Here is a 20,337-nt window from a genome sequence, read left to right on the forward strand (position 1 = left end):
GGGGCTCATGACAAAGGAATGACCGTCCATTGAATTCGCCTGTTGCTCCTTTTGACTTCGAGGGTTGTCTAGCGGCGTGTGCGCAGGGCGACCGCCGCGCTTTACAGGCGCTGTATGAACATGAAGGGGCACGCTTGCTGGGCGTCGCCCGGCGCATTGCGCGCGACCAGGGCACGGCTGAAGATATCGTTCATGACGCCTTCATCAAGATTTGGACGCGTGCCGACAGCTTTGAGCCGGCACGCGGTTCTGCGCGCGGCTGGATTTACAGTATCACCCGGCATCTGGCGCTGAACTTCGTGCGCGACCGCCGAAGAGAAACTCTTCTGGACGAAACCGCTATTAGCGAATTACTGCCGCTGCCTGTGGAGGTTGACGAGCTGCACCTGTGGTCTGGTTCAACGAAGATCTACCGCTGCCTTGAGCGTCTGCAGCCGGCACCGCAGCGCTGTATTTTGCATGCTTATGTCGACGGCTGTAGCAATGCCGAGATTGCCACCTTGTTAGGTGCGCCACTGGGCACGGTAAAAGCCTGGATCAAACGCAGTCTCAAGGCCTTGCGGGAGTGCATGGCATGAAGCGCAACGCTGGCGATGAATACGCCGAAGACCTGGATGACCTGGCGGCGGAGTATGTGCTGGGGACTTTGAGCGGTGATCAACGTGCTGCCCTGCGTGAACGGCTGGAAAAAGAGCCAGCGTTACGTGCCGCTGTCGATGCCTGGGAAGCCCGCCTGTTGGCATTGACCGCGCAAGCGCAGCCGATCGAACCCAGCAGCCGCTTGTGGGGCCGGATCGAACGTAGTCTTGAAGCGCTTTACCCCGGCAAACAGCGGCCTGACAGTGGGTGGCAACGACTGGGCCTGTGGCAAGGGCTGAGCGCCGTCGGGCTGGCCGCCAGCTTGCTGCTGGCAGTGGCCCTGTTCACCCAGGCACCACCGGCAACCACGTATCTGGTCGTGCTGGTCGCGCCGACGGGGCAGGCTCCGGGCTGGGTGGTGCAAGCCAATGATGCGCGCATGATCGAACTGATTCCCCTTGGCCAGGACGATGTGCCTGAAGGCATGACACTGCAGTTCTGGACCAAGGCAGAGCAGTGGCGCGCACCTGTTTCCCTGGGGCTGGTCAAACCGGGTGAGCCCTATCGCGTGCCGATAGGCAGCCTTCCACCGCTTGAGCCGAATCAGCTGTTTGAACTGACGCTGGAGAAAGCCGGCGGGTCGGCAAGTGGCCGCCCAACAGGGCCTGTGAAGTTCATTGGTCGTGCCGTGAAGGTGATTTGAGCAGTGCCATTGCGTGAGGCAATGCAATGACGTGCACGGCATCGTATCAGGTGAAGAATATCCCCTTGACCTTCCTGCGATGGCAAACCTCACGCTGCGCTCTGTCGACGTGCAACGCTTGCCAACAACGTTGCACCTCAGCCTGACTACCGACTCAATGGCTCCAGAGAATTATGCAAACAACAGTTCAGCTCAGTCCTCGTGAAAATGCGCTTTCCTACCTGGGTGCATTTGTCTTGATTGTCTTGATGGTCGGCGCGGCCGCTTTTTGGTCGGATCCTGAAGTAGTGCTGCCGGAAATCGCCGCGATGGCGGTGGCATTGTGGGCATACCGGGATCAGCGCTGGATGCGCCATCCGGAGAAGATTTTTCTCTGGCCGTCTTTGACCGCGCTGATGGGCTTTGGCATCAACGTTCTGTCCATACCCTATGCCGGCAAGCTGGTGTTAGCCCTGGTTCTGATGCTGGCGTTCTTCGTGGTGGCGCGTTACAGCCTGGCGCCCGCCTTGGCGACTGGGTTTTTACCCATTGTGACCAACGCGGTGGAGTGGTCTTTCGTACTCTCTATCGTGTTGACCAGCGCCATTCTGATGGCCGGTGTGGTGCTGCTGCGCATGAAGACCTCAGCCGATCGGCAGAGCAACGTGGACTATCGGATGATGGGCACCTATGTGTGCATCATGCTGCTTTGGTTGGCGCTGGCGGTGTTCGGTGGCCATCCGCATATGGCGCTGATCCCGCCAGTAGCTGTTGTTATCTATGAGTCGCTGCAGATGGGCATGTACAACGGCAAGATGATGGTCAAGCAAGTGCTGGTACTAACGGCGTCTGCGGCTATCGGTGTGATTCTGTACGCCGTTGTCCAGAACTGGGTGTTGGTGGTGGCACTGGACATGGTGATTGTCTTCTTGCTGCTGCATAGCCTGAAGATGCGTATGCCCGCAGCCTATGCCTTTCCCTTGCTGGCGTTTGTCTTTCCGCAGGAGTCGGTGCAACTGCTGCCGGTTGCGACACTGGCCAACTCGGCATTTTCGCTGGGGTTGGTGTTGCTGATTCGCAGAAGGTTTGTGGGCGTGGGTTTGCCTCGCGATGTGAGGTGATTGATACGCCGCAATCGCGGGGCAAGCCCGCTCCTACCTGTCGTTCGGGGGTTTCGTTGACGAATTGATTGGCGTCACTGGTGGCAATCCGTGGTCATAGAGTAACGGGGGCGTTGATACGCAGGAGGTCACTATGACGCGGGCTATCTGGAAGGGTGCAATCAGCTTTGGGCTGGTGCACATCCCTGTTTCGCTCAACACGGCAGTGCGCACCGGGCGTGTGGATTTCGACTGGCTCGATAAGCGCAGCATGGACCCGGTGGGCTACAAACGGGTGAATAAGGTCACCGGCAAGGACATCGACAAGGACAACGTCGTCAAGGGCGTGGAATACGAGAAGGGCCGCTACGTGGTGATCAGCGAGGAAGAGATCCGCAATGCGCGTCCCGAAGCGACGCAGACCATCGACATCTTCTCCTTCGTCGAGGCCGGTGACATTCCCCTGCAGCACTTCGATACACCTTACTACCTGAGTCCCGACCGCGGTGGCGGAAAGGTTTACGCCTTGCTGCGCGAAACCCTGGAAAGCACTGGCAAGGTAGCCCTGGCCACCGTCGTGCTACACACCCGCCAGCATTTGGCGTTGCTGCGTTCGCTGGAGCAGGCGCTGGTGCTGATCACCCTGCGTTGGCCCGAGGAAGTACGCGGCCTGGAATCGCTGGAGCTGGACAAGAGCGTAACCGCCGCCAAACTCGACAAGCGTGAGCTGGACATGGCCAAGCGCCTGGTCAAAGACATGAGTGGAGCGTGGTCCCCGCAGGCATACCACGATGTCTTTCGCCAAACCATTCTCGACCTGGTGGAAGAGAAAGCCAGCAAGGGCAAGATCGAGACGGTGGATAAAGGACAGCGCGCCGGCGCGGACATTATCGATCTCACCGAGCTGCTCAAACGTAGCCTGAGGGGAAAGGCGTAGGCGGAAACAACGGTATTGCTCATCCTGTGGCAACTGTTTTGCACCCTCTGTGGGAGCGGGCTTGCCCCGCGAAGCGACATGCCTGACAAACCGCAATCGCGGGGCAAGCCCGCTCCTACCGGTGTTGGCCAGCTCCCAGTTGCTTGTGCATGCGCACGGTGATCGACTGGCGGACTTTAGGTAGTTCGGCCCAAGGATCGTCGATCGCCGCCAGCCGCTCCTGCAGGTTGCCGATGTGCCATTGGTTGGCACCTTTGAGCTCAAGCAATTCTTCGCGCCAGATCGGCACCGAAACCGGCAGGCCTTCACGAGCCCGCAGCGAGTAGGCGGCCACGGTGGTCGCGCCCTTGCTGTTGCGCAGGTAGTCGATGAAGATCCGCCCAACCCGGTTTTTCGGCCCGGATACCGCGCTCAGACGCTCCGGGAACAGCGCCGCCAGGTAGTTGACGATGGCGTGGCTGAAATCCTTCACCTCATCCCATCCAGCCCGCCGGGTGAGCGGTATCACCAGGTGCATGCCCTTGCCGCCACTGGTCTTGAGAAATGCCTTCAGGCCCAACTCATCAAGCAAGGTAAGCGTGAGCTGGGTGGCTTCGAGCATGGCCCTCCACGGCAGCGCGGGGTCGGGGTCGAGGTCGAGGATGAAACGGTCGGGCTTGTCGAAGTTGGTGTCGGTGGCGTTCCAGGTATGCAGTTCGAGCATGTTCATTTGCACCGCGCCGAGCAGGCTCTCGGTGTTATTGAACAGCATGGCCGGTTGTCCGGCCTGGGTTTTGCTGTAGCTGACCAACTTGGGGATGTGCAGCTGGCTGGCGTTTTTCTGGAAGAACAGTTCGCCACCCAGGCCGTCCGGTGCGCGGACCAGCGCCACGGGCCGGTGCTTGAGCTGCGGTAGCAGCCAATGGGCGACCCGGGCGTAATACTCGGTGACCTGGCGCTTGGTGATGCCGCTGGTGGCATCGATGACGCGCTCCGGGTGGGTCAGGTGCAGGTTGCCCATTGGCAGCTCCTGGCCTTTGGTTGCGGGCTTGGCCGGCTGTGTTCGCTCAAGACCGATGGCGGTGGCCGGCTTATCGTCACGCAAGCCATGGAACACCGCGTGGCGCACACTACCTTCGCGGGTTATCTGGGCGTAGGCCACTTCGGCCAGCAACGCTGGTTTGAGCCAGTGCACACCCCGCACCTCGGCGCCGCTCGGTGGTTTGGCCAATGGTGGGGCGTCGATGTGCAGCGGCTGCAGGCGGGCAAAAATGTTGTCCAACGTGGTGGCGCTGAAGCCTGTGCCCACCTTGCCCGCATAGCGCAACTGACCGCTTTCGCTGTCGTGCAAGGCCAGCAGCAGGGCGCCGAAGCTGTTGCGGCTGCCCTTGGGGTCGGTGTAACCGACGATCACGAACTCCTGGCGCTGCTTGCATTTGAGCTTGATCCAATCACTGCTGCGTCGGCCCACATAGGGACTGTCGGCCCGCTTGCCGATCAGTCCCTCGAGCCCCAGGCGGCAGGCACTGTCGAGCAGCGACTCAGCCGTCTGATCGAAATCGGCAGAGAACCTCAGAATCGGCGACTCATGCTGGCCGAGCAGCTGTGCCAGAGTGCTTCGCCGCTGCTGCAGCGGCACCTGGCGTAAGTCTTGGCCGCCCAGGTAGGGCAGGTCGAACAGGTAATACACGAGGTGCTCGTCGTGCCCGCTGTCGAAGGCGTTCTGCAAGGCCTGGAAGTCGGCCACGCCATGCTCGTCTACCACCACCATCTCACCGTCCAGCCAGGCCGAATCCAGCTGCAGCGCCTTCAGCGCGGCGACCTGATGAGGCATCTTCGCGCTCCAATCATGACCATTGCGGGTGAACAGGCGCACGTCGTCGTTGTCGATGCGGGCCAGGATACGGTAGCCGTCGAACTTGACCTCGTAGCGCCAGTCACCGCCGGGAGGTGAGTCGACCAAGGTGGCCAGTTGCGGCTGCAGGCATTTCGGTAGATCGCGGGTGCTGCTTTTTACGCTGCGCTGGCGGGCTGGGGCTGGGGCTGGGGCTGCGGCCTTGGCGGCGTGGCGGGGCACTAGCGTGCGATCACTCAGGACACTGTCCGGTAGTGCCTCGACGATGCTGTACTGGGTTTCGCTGCGAGCCTGTTCATCGTCGGACTTGACCAGCATCCACTGCTCCTGCTTGCCGGCCAGGCGGGTACGGAACAGGTTCCAGAAGCCCGTCAGTTTCTCGCCTTGCAGGCGAAAGCGCAGTTTGCCTTTGGCATAGGCTGCGCGTGGGTCGCCTTCAGGTTCCCAGATGCCACGGTCCCAGACGATCACGTCACCGGCACCGTAATGGCCTTGCGGAATATGGCCTTCGAAGTTGGCATAGTCGAGTGGGTGGTCCTCCACATGCACCGCCAGACGGCGGACCTTGGGGTCGAGCGACGGCCCTTTGGGAAGCGCCCAGCTTTTCAGGGTGCCGTCCAGTTCCAGGCGCAAGTCGTAGTGCAGGTGGCTGGCGTCGTGCTTCTGGATGCAGTACTGCAGCGCATGGGGCTGAGGCGCGCGGCCACGCTTGCCAGCGGGCTCGGGCGTGGCATCGAAATCGCGCTTGCGCTGGTACTCCTGCAAGGGCTTGGTCATGACTGGCTCCGAAGCGATTCAGGGTCTTTGAGTTGTGAGGCGACAGGGCTGTGCGTAGTTCAAAAAAGTGCATGGCACACCCGAACCAGCCACTCAGGAAGAAACGTTGAATCAATTCCCCTGCTGGGTAGTCGACCGAATGAAGCCGCACTGGGCTGTTCGGTATTACTCGACGATCAGCCAAGAACGGACAACATCGGTTCTGAAAATGACGGGAGAAAAAAGATGAACGAACAACAGTGTTCCTGCCCCCAATGTTCCTGCTCCGTGGACGCGAATGCCGTGGTTCAGGATGGTCGGGCGTATTGCTGCGAGGCGTGCGCGAGCGGACACCGCAACGGTGAGCCGTGCCGCATGGCCGACTGCACCTGCGGCGACACGGGCCAGCCGAAAACAAGCACTGAGCGAGACTTTTCCGGTGAGTGATGCGCGATCACTTTGAGGTGCTCGCCGGGGGCTCAGTGAGTTGGCCAAGTGCCGTTGTTGCGCTCGCAGTCACTGCGCGCCTGGCCGAGGCCGAGCGGTCAGGGCGCAGCGCCCAGCTCGGTGAGGAAATCGCCAAATCCACCCCGTGCCCGGCTGTCGCTGCGACTGCTGGTCGAGACACTGTTGCGCGCGGTCCAGACGATCCGCGCGCCGCTTTGTTGCAGGTCATTAACCAACTGCACATCTTCGTGCAGCGCCAGTGGCCGAAAGCCGCCGACCCGTTGATACGCTTGGGCGCAGACGCCAAGATTGGCCCCATGGATGTGCCGATGTCCCTCCTGCATCTGGTAGTGCGCCAGGTAGCGCTGGCGCAGGGACGCGTCCTGGTGAGGCTGCCAATGTTCGATATGCACCGAGCCACAGACTACATCGGCGGCAAACGCCAGCTGACAGCTGAGCCAGTGCGCCGGTACGCGGCTGTCGGCGTCGGTGCAGGCCAGCCAGCGTGCCCCTTGGGCTAGCATGAGTGCAGCACCGGCGCGACGGGCCGCGCCGACGTTACGCAGTTGGACCGTAAGAATCTCCACGTGATGGGCTTTGGCCACGCACGCGCTGGCATCGTTGCAGTCGTCCAATACCACCAGTACCCGCACCGGTTCGCCCGCCGACGCGGTACATTCGGCGGCGATTCGCAGGGCCTTCAGGCAAGGCCCGAGGTACTCGGCCTCATTATGCGCAGGGACGATAACGGCGATCATTCACAGGGTTCCTCCAGATCGATCGCACGGGGTTGGCAGCCCCAGTACTCGAGCAGAAAGTCCGGTTCCTCGTGGCGCAGCAGGCGAAACAGCGGCAGTTGCCGCTCTATCAACAGGTGCACGGCACGGCCATCGAGCTCGCAACCTTTGATCGGGTGCAGCCAATGGCAGGCCAGCAGTGCACCATCGGGGGTGAGGCTGGCCAACGACAGTTTCAACACCTGCAGCCACCGGTCGAGATCCAGGTAGTAGCCGATCTCGCTGAGCACGATGAGGTCGAAGCAGCCGCCAGGCCAGTCTTCCGGCAAGTGCCCTTGGGTCACGCGAACATGCGGCCACTGGCTCAGGCGTCGAGAGGCCAGTTGCACCGCCGCCGGCACCAGGTCCTGGCACAGCAGGCTGTCGCAACGTCCGGCCAGCTCGGCGCTGAGTTCGCCATTGGCGCAAGCCGGTTCGAACACCCGCGCGTAGCGCTGGCGGGGCAGGCTGGCCATGATCAGGTTGCGCTTGCGTTTCTCGTACCAGCGCGTGCGAAAGGCCCACGGGTCGTCGTTGCCGACGAACAGCTGCTCGAAATAGCGCGCGTCCCGGCTCACACGAATACCAGTTCGAAAGGCTGCAGGAGGCGCTCCAGGGTGCAAGCCGACAGGACCGGCGGGTGCTTTTCATCGGCACGCACCTGACTCACATGGGCATGAATCGCCTGCCGTTTGCGCACCTGGCCGACACGGTCGAGTGGCAATTTATAGGCCCGTTTCCAGGGCAGACGTGGGTCGTCCGGGTGGGCCCAATCCCAGGCCCACACCGGTGCTTCCATCAGCAGGCAGTCGCAGGCTCGGCAGGCCACAGCACAGGCACGTGCCACTGCCTCATGGTCGCAATGGCCGTCGCCACGCCAGGTGGTGAGCACCCGGTCGCCAGCGTGCAGAAGGTGCATGAGGTGCATTGCGAGCAGCTCTTCATCAGCGGACACCTGGCTGTCGGGCATACACAACCGTACCCAGTGCAGGCGTTCTATGTTCAAGCCCAGGTAGGTCAAGGCTTCGCGGCTCTCTTGCGGGCGTTGCCGGCGCAAGGCCTCGCGTGTCCACACGCGGGAGCCGGGATGACTGGCCTCGCCATCGGTCACGGCTACCATCAGCAGGTCCTGTTCGCGGCCGGCAAAGCACGGCAGCAGGCTGCCGCCGATCAGGATCTCGTCGTCCGGATGCGGCGCAACCACCACCAGTCGACGGGTCGAGTGCATCAGCGCGAAGGGGTCGAGCAGCGGCACGTCGGCCAGTTGCCGACTGGTTCGCAGTTCGCAGGCGGGGATGGCGGTTGGGAGGGGACTCATAGCGGCCAGTCTCCTGCTTGCATCTCGGCCACCTGCCGACCCAGCTCGGCCAGATCGCGCTCGGCGTGGCTCTGGCGCAGGAACACCGGCAGGTCGGCACTGAGCCGGGCAAAGTGGCTGTTGCAACAATAAGGCGTTGCGCCCAGCGCACGGCCCACATGGCTGATCACTGCATTCACCGCCTGTTCCACCTGGGCTCGCAGCCTGCGCACCGGCAAGTTAGCGTCACTGTCCGGCTGGGCATCGATCCAGGCGGCGCACGCGCGCAGGGCTGTAGCGGCGCCGCACAAGGCCGCAACGACCGCCCCCAGGTGGGCGAAGGCATGGGCATCGGCATGGGGGCGCCGACAATGTTCGCGCAGGTAGTCGGCCAGCGCTTGGGCCGCGCCATACCAGCAGGCAGCGATGCCGCCACCGCCATGCCAGAACCCGGGGCGCGACAGGTATTGCCCAGGCCTGCCGACCAGCATCGCCGGGGTCTGCTTGAACTGGATTTTGACACTGGCGGTGATCCCCATGCCGACTGCCTGCCAGTCTTCGGTGACCAGGCGCAGGCTCGGATCGGCTAGCTCGATCGCCACCAGTTGCTGCCGGCCGTCTTCGTCCCAGGCGCTCAGCAGGGCCCGGTCGATCTGTAAAGCGCCGGAGCACCAGGCCTTGCAGCCCTCCAGGAAAACTCGCTGGCCATCTCGAGCGGCAATCAGGGTGCGTGCATTCGGTGGCTCGGCGGCCCACACACCCCAGAGTCCACTGCTGGCCGGTTGAGCGCCCGTGCATTCGGCGATGATTGCCTGCGCGTCGGTGTGGCCTTCATAGAGCTTGGCCAGGGCCAGGTCGCAGCCAGCAACTCGCGCCAGGGTCTGCCAGCGTTGCAGGGTATGGCCATGACCGGGCAGCGGCAGCAAGTCGAGCTGGTTGGCCTGCAGCAACTGCATCAGGGCCAGCAATTGGGTATCAAGGTTCAAACGTTGCGGGCGTTGGGCGAAGTCGCCTAACAGACGGTCGAGGTGGCCCTGGTCGCAGTTCTGGACGATGCTCATGGGGTGCTGGTCTCCGTTGGCCGCGGCGATTTCCGAGCAGGCAAACACGGGAGGAAAAACAAAACCCGGCCGTGTGGCCGGGTTTTGCGCTGTCAGCGCCTGTCATCGGACAGCGGGGTCTGCTCGTCTGCTTCCGGCGGCATCCGTTCTCCTGGATCGATCCAGTCTTCGGGGCGTTCCCTGTCAGGCTTTTTCAACGGGTCGTATTTGTTGGGATCATCAGGATCCAGTTGCGGATTGTCCGGATCCTGTTGTGGACGGGACGGGTCGGAGCCTTGTGGTTGGTCCCGGAAACTTGAGTCGGTAGACATACACACCTCACCAGTGAGGGTCCAGTTGATCTGGGCCGTACAGGTTCGAGGCCGAAAAGTTGGGGCGCGTGCACTCGAACAGATGAGTGGTAGAGGGATTGTGCCGTGCGTGTTTTCAGACGGCGCCCATCCAGCTTTCTTATCACTGCTTAGAGTTGGTCTTGCGCACTGGAAAGTGCTAACGGGTGGCTTGAAATGCCGGGTGATACGCCACGCTACCTGTTGGAACGTCACCCGCAAATGCCAGCGCCTGAAAGTACTCCTGAGGCACTCCGGGCAGCGTCAGGCCTGGGTGGCACGTGAAGCCGAAGCGGCTGTAGTAGCGAGGATCTCCCAGTACCACACAACCTGCACTGCCGAGCCGCTGCAGCTCGGCCAGGGCAGCCTTCATCAACGCCGAACCAACGCCCTGGCCTTGGCGATCGGGACACACCGAGATCGGGCCGAGGCCAAACCAACCCGTTGCACCGGACGAAATCCGTACTGGAGAAAGCGCGACATGGCCGATGATGTTGTCGTGCTCTACCGCCACCAGGGAGACGGTCAACTGACCGCAACGTCGCAGGTCATTGATAATGAAGTGTTCGGTGTGGCTTGAGTGCGCTTCGTTCTTGAACGCCGCTTCAGTCAGGCGGGTGATGGTGTCGAAGTCTTGGGGTTGCTCATTGCGGATTGTAATGTTCACGTTGATGTTTTCTTTGGTATCCAGGTCGATGAGGCTGCGAAGCGCCTTGAACAACGGGTCGGCATCGGTGTATTGCTTGCCGTAGGTCAGGTTGAAGGGGTAGTCGAACCCTTGCGGGTTTTTGCCCTGGTTGTGCTGAAGCAATGTCTCCAGTTTATCGAGTGCCTTGACTGCTTTGGCTTCTGGCGACAGTGCATGTTCATAGTCATCCCACAGCGCCAGTATCTCAGCTTTTAACGGTTCATCCACGGCATCGGTCAAGCGCAGCAAGTCGCTGCGCTCCTGCTGACTCTTGTTGGGAAACGATGCTTTGTGGATGGCGGGAACGTCGCCGCTGATGGCTTCGCCCAGGTCGTGAATGATGCACATCTTGAGTATTTTCAGCAGATCGAGGCCGCTGAGTTGATCGCCGAAAACCAGCGCCATCAGGCACAGGCGCCAGCTGTGTTCTGCAGTGCTTTCGGTACGCCCGGTAGAGGTATGGGCGCTTCTGAGCACGTCCTTGAGTTTCTCCGCCTCGCGTAGAAACGCGAGACGTCCTTTGAGCTTTTCGATATCCATAAACCCGCTGACTCCGTCGGTCCGTACTGCCTGGTTGGCCGTTCAGGTCAGGCTAGGCCTGAAGGGGCTGCGCGTCCACGCATAAAATATGCGTATCAAAGGGCGCGTGCTCAGTCAGAGGGTTTCTACCAAGCGTGCTGCGGTGCCGTCCGAGAGGGGGATACGTGTCCAGCGACACAGGCTCTGGCTGATCGGCACGATGTCAGAGTCATTGTGGCCGGTCGCAAACTCCAGCGCGGGCGGTGCAATGACTTCTCGCCATCCCGCCTCATCCAGGCTCAATTCCATGCTGATGATTTCGGGTGTTGCGAAGCGCCACAGAGAGCGCCCCTGCAGGGCACTGATCGGGCTGGCGAACTCTGCTGCGCGAGCGGGGGAGCACGCCAGCAGGCGATGAGTCAGATCACAGATCAGGTGAACAGGCCGCGAACTTTCCCTGACCAGCCGCGCCAACGCTTGATCAGCGGCGGCATCAAGACGCGTGGCCAGCAGTTGCTCAAGTTGCGCTTGGGCCAAGGGGTTCATGGCCTGTACGCCACTTTCCCAGCGCGAAATGGTTGTTTGGGTGACCCTGAACAACTGCGCCGCATGGGATTGTTTGACGCGGTGCAACACACGCCATCTCCTGAGCGCAATGCCGGGTAACGCAGGCTTTGGCAACATGTCAGGCATTTCGGGCTCCCGGACAGTGATGGAGTTGCGAGTGTGGTTGACTCGGGGCTGTTCAGCAAAGGCCTCACCGGTACACCTGAGAGGCCAAATCCACCCTAGAGGCTGTCTGGGTCACCAAAAAACATCTGAATCCGCGAACGCAACCAACGCTCGCCCGGGTCGTTGTCTTGCGAACCACGCCAGGCCATGTGCAGTTCAAAACTCGACACTTCCAGTGGCGGGTCTTCGGCACGCAAGCCACCTGCTGCGGTCAGCGCCTCGGCGGTGTAGTCGGGCACGGTGGCGAGGATGTCGGTGCCGCTGAGCAGGCTGCCCAAACCATTGAACTGCGGCACTGCCAGGACCACATGGCGTTTGCGCCCGAGTTTTTCGAGGATTTCATCCATAAAGCCGCCCAGGTCGCCAGCGAACGACACCAGCGCATGGGGACGGGCGCAGAAGTCGTCGAGGCTGAGGCTGCCGGGCATGCTGTCGGCGCGCAGTACTTTCGGTTTGCTGCGGCGCAACACCTTGCGCTTGGCGTTGGCAGGCAAGTCGTTGGTCCAGCTGACGCCCACCGAGATCTCGCCGCTGGCCAGCAGGGCCGGCATCAACAGGTAATTGACCCGCCGCACCACCAGGACAATGCCCGGGGCTTCGGCGCGGATGCGCTTGAGCAACTGCGGCAGCAGGGCGAATTCGGCATCGTCGGACAGGCCGATGCGGAACACCGTGGTGCTGGTGGCCGGGTCGAAATCGGCGGCGCGGCTTACGGCGGTAGAGATCGAGTCGAGGGCCGGGGACAGCAGGGCGAAGATTTCCACGGCGCGCGCCGAGGGTTCCATGCTGCGGCCCGTGCGCACGAACAACGGGTCGTCAAACAGGTTGCGCAGGCGCGACAGCGCGGCGCTGATGGCCGGTTGGCCAAGGAACAGCTTTTCCGCCGCGCGGGTCACGCTACGTTCGTGCATCAACGTCTCGAAGACGATCAGCAGGTTCAGGTCGACGCGGCGCAAGTCGTTACGGTTCATCGGCTCAACTTCACTGGACGTGTGGGGCAGGGGTGAATCTTACGGGTAAAGGCTGTTACCCTGCACCGCATAATTTGCTGCCAGTGGCAGTACCATCAATCAATGACAAGCATGTTGACTATTAATGGCCACGGATGGTCTAACCGCAAAAGCCCGGATAGAGTTCAGGGTATTAGAGGTTCACTAGGCGAGGTTTGCGATGTCCCGCATGATCCGTTTCCATAAATTCGGCCCGGCCGAGGTGCTCAAGATCGAAGAGCAGGTCGCGCCGCAGCCGGCTGCCGGCGAGGTGCAGATTCGCGTTCAGGCGATTGGCATCAGTTGGTACGACGTGCTCTGGCGCCAGAACCTGGCGCCGTCCCAGGCACGCTTGCCGGCGGGGATGGGTCATGAAATGGCGGGCGTGGTGCTTGCCGTGGGCGAGGGCGTCGACGACCTGGCAGTGGGGGATGCGGTGGCCAGCTTTCCTGCCGCCAGCGCCAACGACTACCCGGTGTACGGCGAAATCATCGTGCTGCCGCGCAATGCCGTAACCCGCTATCCGCAGCACCTCACGCCGATCGAAGCCAGCGTGCATTACACGCCGATGCTGATTGCCTACTTCGCCTATGTCGACCTGGCCCGGGCCAAAGCCGGGCAGACCGCGCTGGTCACCGATGCCAGCCACTGTGCCGGGCCGGCGTTTGTGCAGATGGGCAAGGCCCTGGGGCTGAAGGTGTTCGCCGCCACCAAAGAGGCGGACGAGCGTGACTATCTGCTCTCGCTAGGCGCAGACAAGGTCATCGTCACCGAAGAGCAAGACCTGCTTATGCAGATCAACAAGTACACCGAGAACCGTGGTGTCGACATGGTGCTCGATGGCCTGGGTGGCCCGCAAATGTCGCTGCTCGGCGATGTCCTGGCGCCACGTGGCAGCCTGGTGCTGTACGGCTTGCAGGGCGGTAATCAAACGCCGTTTCCGGCCTGTGCCGCGTTTCAGAAGAACATTCAGTTCTTCGTCCACTGTATTGGCAACTTCACGGGCAAGCCAGAGCTGGGCATCAGCCAGGACCAGGTAGCCTTGCAGCGGGCGCTGCGTGACATCAACCAGTTCACCACCGACAAACTGCTGACGCCGCAGATCATCAAGGTCTATCCCCTCGAACGTGTGGTTGAAGCGCATCGCTATATGGACGAGTGCCCTTGCGGTGGGCGGCTGGTGCTGGAAGTGGCCCAGGACTGAGCGAATGATTGAACAACAGACCCGAGCAATGCTCGGGTTTGTTTTGTCTGGGACTTAAGCGTGCTGGTGTGCCTTCGCCCTGATGGCGCGTGGTTGTCGCAAACCCTCCCGATAACCTGCCGGATCGACATTTCCCCAAATACATTTTTGTCATTTCAAACAATTGTTCGGTCTGCGCAATGCGGATGACTGGGTTATTTTAAGTTGGCCGCGGTTGTTGTTTTTTGCATGTTCTATGTGCCGATGATTCTCAGTTCTGAACGGTTTTTTTTCAGTGTTCTGTATCTTTTATTCAGCGACTAACTGCCGATAATGGCCTGAAGTTTGTGTGCTCAGGGAGTGAGCTGGGTTGAAGGGGTCTGTGTGGTTGAAGCCCCAGCAAACGTAGCTGTTCGGCGGTGTGCCAGGTTGGCGCGACGTATTCATAAACTTACGTAGGAACTTGTAGGAAAGTTCTTAGGATAATAGGTGGGTCCTTATCTCTGGCGATTGAGTAACGGTGCAGGAGCAATGTTATTCAGGTAGTCGTAACTGAATTCAGGTGGGCGTTATGGGCAATATTCACGATCAGGCCATGCAGTATATATATCAGCAAGTATTGCAGCGGTTACTTGAACATTTGTCGCAGGCGCAGAAGGCCTCGCTACAGTTGTTGATACAGCGGCTGATTGTGACCGCCGGAGGCGGGGAACGGATCAGGGATTTGCGCTTGATGTTTGTGCTCGATACCAGCCCGCACAGTGCCCAGGCCCTGGCGTGTCTGCGTGCAGCACAGTTGAGCATTGCTGCACGTTCTCCCGGCACGTTTCAGCTACGGGTTGCCACGGTCCGCCAGGCAGGGATGAGCGATACGGCGGTGGCCAATATCGAAAGCACGTTCTCGCGCTTGTTCATGCATGACGACCCACGCATCGATTTGCTCGTACTCGATGCCGGCCAGCTGATGCCTTATGACCATCGCCGCCCGACCTCCGATGACCAGCGTCAGTCAGAGCGTCAGGAATGGTTGCTGCGCGGGCATCTGACCACAGAGGGACCATGCGCGGTGAATTTTGCCAGCCATGGCTGCTGGCAACTGGCGGAGTTGGCACTTCAGGCGCTGCGCTGGAAAGGCGGCGTAGATGCGATCATCTGTGCCGAGCGCCTGGTCGATCGTCGGCGCTACCTGGCCTGGAGCCGACGTTCGCTGCGCAATGCCGACTTACTCGGTGTTCGTCCGATTCACAGTTGTGCCACCTCGTTGCTCGAAGGCATGAGCGAGCTGCGCACGCGCTATCTTGACCTGTTGCAGGGGCAGGGTCCGGCTGTTCAACCACCAACAGCGGCCGATGCCGATGCTGACCACCGGCCCGCGTTACGGTTTATCCCGATCGATGACCTGGTATTCGATAGCGACGCTTGCCAGGGTGATCGATTGAACCGCTTCCTGTTGTACCGTTTTGACGAGCACGCGTTTTCCTCCGAGCGCTCAGGAACGGCCAATCCGTTGCTGTTGGCGCACCTGCAAGGGCTGCGCGCCGAATTTGTCGACAACACGCGTTACCGCATGGGTATCGATGAATATCTGCAGCAAACCCGTAGGCTGATGCGCTGCAAGGGGGTGTCGGCAGCCCGGCAGGCACGTTTGCTCAATGCCTGGCAACCCGCTGCGCTTGAGCAACGGCGCGCCGAGGCCAATGATTTTGCCCAGCGAGCCTATGGTCTGAGTGAAACACAACTGGTGTGCCAGCTGTTCAGCCCGTTTGTAGGGCAAGGGCAAAAGCTGGAGCTGTTCCTGCGCCGCTGCCATCCGGGTATGCTGGTTGCGCTGCCTTATTTGCTCAAGGCTCTGCGCGGACAACCGGCGCCTGAACCGGTAGTACAGTGGCTGGTGGACATCAGCGGTTTGCCGCTTGAGATGTTGCAAAGCCTCTACAGTCGCCAGCCGTTGACGCAGCGCCCGGCCGATTGCCTGCTGGCCAGCTTGCAGGTCCGCGGCGCCGACCTGCGTCATCTGCAGGCGTGGGCGGCGAGTGACATTCAGTTCGAGGGCTCGCAGGTCGGCGTTCGTAGATGAAGCGTCACACGAAAACCAGCGAGTTCGCCTACCAGGCGGTGTATCGCTACCTGGTGGAACTGATTGCGCAGATGCCGCCTGGTAGTTACAGCAAATTACCTTCGCTGCGCGATCTGGCCCAGCGCTTGAAAGTGTCGATTTCGACGGTGCAGTACGCCTATTCATTGCTTGAGCACGAGGGGCGCGTGCAGTCAGTGCCCAAGTCGGGCTATTTTGCCAAGGGTGGCACGCAGATGCCCCAAGCGCTGTATGCCGAAGACATGGTGCAAGATCTGCAGCAGCACGCGAGCAGCCCCCAGATGCTGGCGTTCAGTGGTGTGCAATCCTTGCCGTCGCTGGAGGCGAGCCTGTTGGGCGTCGAGCGCCAATTGTTGCGTCAGAACCCAAGGCCTGGCGGCTGCGCCCACCCCTGTGGCGATCTGGAATTGCGTACCGCACTGGCGGCGCGCTATACCCGCTCCGTGCAGCAGTACTGGAATGCCGAGGATGTCTACCTGGCGCTGGATCTGCACTCCTTGTTCGAGACCTTGCTGGCTGCGCTGGAGTTGCACGGCTGTACGATTGCAGTCAGCACACCCTGTTCCTGGCGTTTGCTGAGGGTGTTGCAGGCCAACGGGTTGCGGGTCATTGAACTGCCACTGGGCAATGACGGTGCACTGGATCTTGATCGCTTTGCCAGCGTACTCAAGCGTGAGCCGGTGCGCATGGTCATGCTTGCTGCGCGTTTGAACAGCCCTCACGGCAGCCTTCAACCGCTGGCACAGCACCAGGCGATTGCACAGTTGTTGAGCGAGCATGGGGTATGGCTGCTGGAGAATGATCTGGAAAGCGAGTACTGCTTCGCCGCTACGCCCCAGACCCTCTTGCGCGAAAGTGTCGATCCGCAGCGCTTGCTGGTGTTTTCATCATTGGAGCGCACGGTGGGCGCCGAAGCACCTTATGCCTATGTGCTGGCTCGCCATTGCCCGCGGCATTTGCACCGTCAGTTCATGGCCCGCGGCTTTCGCTTGCCACCGTTGCGTCAGCAAGCGGTGGCTCGCCTGTATGCCAAGGGGCGGATTGACGTTCACTTGGAGCATGCGCGGCTGCGGCTTCAGGAACGCATCAGCTATCTGTACCGGCAGATGCAGGTGCAGCTGGGGCCGCATCTGCATTTCGAGATGCCTGAAGGTGGTACCACCATCTGGGCGCAAGCCCATACAGCGCTGGATGTCCGCCCGCTGTTTCACCGCATGCTCGATCAGGGCTTGGTAATCGCCCCTGGCGAACTGTTTAGCCTGCAGGGCGACTATCGTCAGCACCTGCGCCTGGGGTGGCCGCCGTCTGCACACAATGATCTGCAGGCGGGTTTGAGCGTGTTGCGAGAAGCATTGCAACTGGCTTAGAACACCAGCAGGTAGCGCAGGGTCAACTGATCGCCCTCGTTGCGATTTCGCGCGCCGGACTCACTGTAGTAGTTGGCGAACACCGTGTGCGCTCCGCTGCTATAGCGCACGCCAGGGCCGAAGCCGAATACCTGTTCCTTGGAGTCTTTCTGGCGATGGCCGTCGATGCGGTCGGCACTGATTTGCTTGAGGTGGTAGCCAGCCAGGCCTACGCGCCAATGCTCGTCCAGTGCGTAGGAAGCGGCAAAGTTACTGTGCACGGCTTCGCCGGGTTGAGTGTCGCTGGCTTGCAGGTACTCGGCCGGGCTGTCGTTGCGGCTGTTCCAGGCGTAGTGCAGACGGCCGCTGAACTCAAGGCGATCGCTGGCCAGCCAGGTGAACGCGTAGTGCGGGTTGAAGGTCCAGACATTGCTGCCGGTATTGATCTGCGCGCTCTTGTCGTAGTCGCCGGTGGGCAAGGTGAAGACGAAGTTCAAGCGCTGCCAGAAGGGACGGCCGAACAGCGTCACCGGGTCCCACTGCAACAGCAGCGGGCTGACCACCAGGTCGCCCTGGCGGGTACGGGTACCTTGCGGGCCGCCGTCGATGTCCAGGTCCAGGTGAACGATTGGCAACAGCACCTCCGCCCCCCAATAGGCCCCAGCGATACGTTGCTCGCTGATATAGGCAAAGTGCGGCACCACGCTAGCGCTACGTACCCGTTGCTTGCCGGGTACCGAATGGCCGCCCGCGTCTACGGCCTGGTTGCTGCGGTTGTACTGCACAGGCAGTTCAAACAGCATGCCGGGTTGGGTGATGCCGTCCAGAAAGCTGGTATTGCCCAGCGCCAAGGGCGGCAGGCTGACGCTGTCGGCGTGGGCCTGCAGGCTGATCAGCGGCCAGAGCAGGCCGAGGGTGGGCAAGTGTCGTGCACGCATGAATGAGTCTCTAGTCGGACGTTGATCAAAGCAGGTTGGAGAGGGAGTCGAGAATCATCCGGCTCTTCAGAGCTTTTCCCCAGAAGCAAGTGCCGAGCCGAATCGAATAGCCGATGACTTTAGTGGGTTTTAACGGGGGGCGTAATCCGTGTTGCCGGGCTTCTGCGTTCCATTTATGGAACGGTGGGAGCGGGCTTGCCCCGCGATCCGTCCTCGACGGGAATGCGGCCATCCCGTTGCGGCAGCGGTGCTTGGTGTTGATTGGGGGGTGTCAGTTGCATTGCATCGCGGGGCAAGCCCGCTCCTACCGGGGGGTAGGGTGTCAGTCGCTCAGGCGTTCGTGCTTGAGGACGTTGCGGGTGGTGGTCTCGTAGTGCTCGCTGAGCAAGGCGCACGCTCGTTCTACGTCTCGGTCCAGGGCCGCTTCGAGCAAGGCCCGGTGTTCTCCCGGTACGTCACGGTCGACGCTGCCGGCGTAGAGCATCGACAACTGCCGGTAACGGGCAGTCTGGTCGCGAAGCATGCCGCTAAAGCGCATCAGCCAGGGCGAGTCGCAGGCTGAGAGCAGGGCGGTATGGAAGGCTTCATGCGCCTGTTCCCAATCCGGGCGCAGCATTCTTTCCGGGCCTTCAACCACCGGCAGGCGCTCCAGGCGGTGGTGGCAGGCGATCAGGCGACTTTCCCAGTCCAGATCGCCCTGGGTGATGGACAGGCGCAGCGTCTGGCACTCGATCAGCAAGCGCGTGCGGGTGATGTCGCGGATTTCGGCAGCGGAAATCTGGCCAACGCTGAAGCCCTTCTGCTCGGTCGCCACCACAAACCCCGTGGCGGCCAGACGTGACAGTGCTTCGCGTAGCGGGATCACCCCGGCGTCATAAGACTCGGCGAGTTCCTTCAGCCGCAGCTTGCTGCCCGGCGGCAAACGCCCGGTGATGATGTCTTGCCGAACCCGAATCTCAAGCTGGGAAGCCATGGTGCGCTTGTCGGCGCCAGTGGCCGACTCCATCCAGCGTTCAGGTTGATTCATAGCAGACTCCCAGCGTGCTTCAGCGGTGTGCAGCCATCATACACACAGCGATCTTTGTAGAAAATCTGATAGAAAATATATTTTATTGTTGACGGTATATTTGTTTGAGCTTAGTTTTTAGCCATGCCGTCGTGCCTGACGGTGACCAAACAACAGAAGAAGAGGTCACGATCCATGCGTTATGTGTCTTTCAAACACCAAGGCCGCGCGGTGCTCGGCGTGCGTACCCCTGAAGGCGTCAAGGTGCTGGGGGAAGAAACTCTGGAGTCGTTGCTGGCGCGCGGTGTGGACCTGACCACCCATGGTGCAGCGGCTCAGGGGTCGGTCGTTGAAATCGGCGAGCAGGACTACCTGCCGCTGATGCGCAAACCCGGCAAGATCATCTGTGTTGGCCTCAACTATGCCGACCACACCAAAGAATCGCCCTACGCGCAGCCTGACTACCCGACCCTGTTTCCCCGTTTTGCCAGCAGCCTGACCGCCCACAACAAGCCGCTGGTGCGCCCGCGGGTGTCCGACACCCTGGACTACGAAGGCGAGATGGCGGTGGTGCTCAAGCAAGGCGGGCGGCATATTGCCAAGGACAAGGCGCTGGACTGCGTGGCCGGATATGCCCTGTTCAACGAAGGCTCGGTGCGTGACTATCAATTCAAGTCGCCGCAGTGGACCGTAGGTAAAAACTTCGATGACACCGGCGCCTTCGGCCCTGATCTGGTCACCGCCGACGAGTTGCCAGCGGGAGGCAAGGGCTTGCTGCTGCAGACCCGGGTCAACGGCAAGGTGGTGCAGTCGGCCAATACCGAAGACATGCTGTTCGACGTCGCCACCATCATCGCGACCCTGAGCGAGGCGGTCACCCTGGAGGCGGGTGACGTGATCGTCAGCGGCACCCCGGCCGGTGTCGGTTTCGGCATGAAACCGCCGGTCTACCTCAAGGCCGGCGATGTGGTGGAAGTGTCTATCGAAGGCATCGGTGTGCTGGTCAACCCGGTGGTCGACGAAGCCTGAGCCGGCCCCTTACC

Annotated in this window: 19 protein-coding genes and 2 pseudogenes; 9 read left to right on the forward strand and 12 right to left on the reverse strand. The window is 61.2% G+C overall.

Annotated elements, in window-relative coordinates; all coding sequences use genetic code 11:
* Positions 1-29: 29 nt before the first annotated feature.
* The 4 genes from ACVWSC_RS12015 (at position 30) to ku (ending at position 3,298) form a co-directional block, all read left to right on the forward strand.
* Positions 30-578 (forward strand): sigma-70 family RNA polymerase sigma factor, encoded by a 549-nt coding sequence (locus ACVWSC_RS12015; protein ID WP_442113849.1) that lies wholly within the window; start codon positions 30-32, stop codon positions 576-578.
* Positions 575-1,282 (forward strand): anti-sigma factor, encoded by a 708-nt coding sequence (locus ACVWSC_RS12020; RefSeq protein ID WP_442113850.1) that lies wholly within the window; start codon positions 575-577, stop codon positions 1,280-1,282. Before ACVWSC_RS12015 ends, ACVWSC_RS12020 begins: the two co-directional genes overlap by 4 nt.
* A gap of 173 nt (positions 1,283-1,455) precedes the next feature.
* Positions 1,456-2,382: a hypothetical protein gene (locus tag ACVWSC_RS12025; RefSeq protein WP_442113851.1), complete on the forward strand. Its 927-nt coding sequence runs from the start codon at positions 1,456-1,458 to the stop codon at positions 2,380-2,382.
* 133 nt (positions 2,383-2,515) lie between these two features.
* Positions 2,516-3,298, forward strand: coding sequence for a non-homologous end joining protein Ku (ku, locus tag ACVWSC_RS12030; RefSeq protein ID WP_442113852.1), 783 nt, complete (start codon positions 2,516-2,518; stop codon positions 3,296-3,298).
* 115 nt (positions 3,299-3,413) lie between these two features.
* Here ku and ligD read toward each other — a convergent pair whose 3' ends face one another.
* Entirely contained in the window at positions 3,414-5,909 is a 2,496-nt protein-coding gene (ligD, locus tag ACVWSC_RS12035; RefSeq protein ID WP_442113853.1) for a DNA ligase D, read from the reverse strand.
* Positions 5,910-6,134: 225 nt separating this feature from the next.
* Between ligD and ACVWSC_RS12040 the strand changes: the two are divergent.
* Positions 6,135-6,351: pseudogene (locus ACVWSC_RS12040) on the forward strand (metallothionein).
* An 82-nt stretch (positions 6,352-6,433) separates the two neighbouring features.
* On the opposite strand, the gene ACVWSC_RS12045 reads toward ACVWSC_RS12040, so the two are convergent.
* From ACVWSC_RS12045 to ACVWSC_RS12085, 9 genes and pseudogenes are all read right to left on the reverse strand, one after another.
* Entirely contained in the window at positions 6,434-7,093 is a 660-nt protein-coding gene (locus ACVWSC_RS12045; RefSeq protein ID WP_442113854.1) for a glycosyltransferase family 2 protein, read from the reverse strand.
* A complete protein-coding gene (locus ACVWSC_RS12050) occupies positions 7,090-7,689 on the reverse strand; it encodes an SAM-dependent methyltransferase (RefSeq protein WP_442113855.1) in 600 nt (199 codons plus the stop codon). Before ACVWSC_RS12050 ends, ACVWSC_RS12045 begins: the two co-directional genes overlap by 4 nt.
* On the reverse strand, positions 7,686-8,429 hold the full coding sequence (locus ACVWSC_RS12055; RefSeq protein WP_442113856.1) for a PIG-L deacetylase family protein: 744 nt from the start codon (positions 8,427-8,429) through the stop codon (positions 7,686-7,688). Before ACVWSC_RS12055 ends, ACVWSC_RS12050 begins: the two co-directional genes overlap by 4 nt.
* Positions 8,426-9,469 carry an acyl-CoA dehydrogenase family protein gene (locus ACVWSC_RS12060; RefSeq protein WP_442113857.1) on the reverse strand — a complete coding sequence of 348 codons (1,044 nt, stop codon included), beginning with the start codon at positions 9,467-9,469 and terminating at the stop codon, positions 8,426-8,428. The genes ACVWSC_RS12055 and ACVWSC_RS12060 overlap by 4 nt, the downstream gene beginning before the upstream one ends.
* 92 nt (positions 9,470-9,561) lie before the next feature.
* Positions 9,562-9,780, reverse strand: coding sequence for a hypothetical protein (locus ACVWSC_RS12065; RefSeq protein ID WP_442113858.1), 219 nt, complete (start codon positions 9,778-9,780; stop codon positions 9,562-9,564).
* A gap of 178 nt (positions 9,781-9,958) precedes the next feature.
* Positions 9,959-10,465 carry a GNAT family N-acetyltransferase gene (locus ACVWSC_RS12070; RefSeq protein WP_442114295.1) on the reverse strand — a complete coding sequence of 169 codons (507 nt, stop codon included), beginning with the start codon at positions 10,463-10,465 and terminating at the stop codon, positions 9,959-9,961.
* Positions 10,466-11,026: pseudogene (locus ACVWSC_RS12075) on the reverse strand (HD domain-containing protein); the annotation flags it as partial.
* Positions 11,027-11,140: 114 nt separating this feature from the next.
* On the reverse strand, positions 11,141-11,698 hold the full coding sequence (locus ACVWSC_RS12080; RefSeq protein WP_442113859.1) for a helix-turn-helix domain-containing protein: 558 nt from the start codon (positions 11,696-11,698) through the stop codon (positions 11,141-11,143).
* A gap of 95 nt (positions 11,699-11,793) precedes the next feature.
* Positions 11,794-12,708 (reverse strand): LysR family transcriptional regulator, encoded by a 915-nt coding sequence (locus ACVWSC_RS12085; protein WP_442113860.1) that lies wholly within the window; start codon positions 12,706-12,708, stop codon positions 11,794-11,796.
* Between the two features lie 199 nt (positions 12,709-12,907).
* Here ACVWSC_RS12085 and ACVWSC_RS12090 point away from each other — a divergent pair, with 199 nt between their 5' ends.
* The 3 genes from ACVWSC_RS12090 (at position 12,908) to ACVWSC_RS12100 (ending at position 17,371) form a co-directional block, all read left to right on the forward strand.
* On the forward strand, positions 12,908-13,930 hold the full coding sequence (locus ACVWSC_RS12090; RefSeq protein WP_442113861.1) for a zinc-dependent alcohol dehydrogenase family protein: 1,023 nt from the start codon (positions 12,908-12,910) through the stop codon (positions 13,928-13,930).
* Between the two features lie 712 nt (positions 13,931-14,642).
* Complete coding sequence (locus ACVWSC_RS12095) at positions 14,643-15,986, forward strand: hypothetical protein (RefSeq protein WP_442113862.1); 1,344 nt, start codon at positions 14,643-14,645, stop codon at positions 15,984-15,986.
* Complete coding sequence (locus tag ACVWSC_RS12100; RefSeq protein ID WP_442113863.1) at positions 15,983-17,371, forward strand: aminotransferase-like domain-containing protein; 1,389 nt, start codon at positions 15,983-15,985, stop codon at positions 17,369-17,371. The genes ACVWSC_RS12095 and ACVWSC_RS12100 overlap by 4 nt, the downstream gene beginning before the upstream one ends.
* Here ACVWSC_RS12100 and ACVWSC_RS12105 read toward each other — a convergent pair.
* Positions 17,368-18,288, reverse strand: coding sequence for a SphA family protein (locus ACVWSC_RS12105; RefSeq protein WP_442113864.1), 921 nt, complete (start codon positions 18,286-18,288; stop codon positions 17,368-17,370). The two genes, ACVWSC_RS12100 and ACVWSC_RS12105, sit on opposite strands and share 4 nt — an antisense overlap.
* 322 nt (positions 18,289-18,610) lie before the next feature.
* Positions 18,611-19,315, reverse strand: coding sequence for a GntR family transcriptional regulator (locus ACVWSC_RS12110; protein ID WP_442113865.1), 705 nt, complete (start codon positions 19,313-19,315; stop codon positions 18,611-18,613).
* 174 nt (positions 19,316-19,489) lie between these two features.
* On the opposite strand from ACVWSC_RS12110, the gene ACVWSC_RS12115 reads away from it, so the two are divergent.
* Complete coding sequence (locus ACVWSC_RS12115; protein ID WP_442113866.1) at positions 19,490-20,323, forward strand: fumarylacetoacetate hydrolase family protein; 834 nt, start codon at positions 19,490-19,492, stop codon at positions 20,321-20,323.
* Positions 20,324-20,337 lie beyond the last annotated feature (14 nt).

The organism is Pseudomonas sp. NUPR-002, assembly GCF_056322725.1.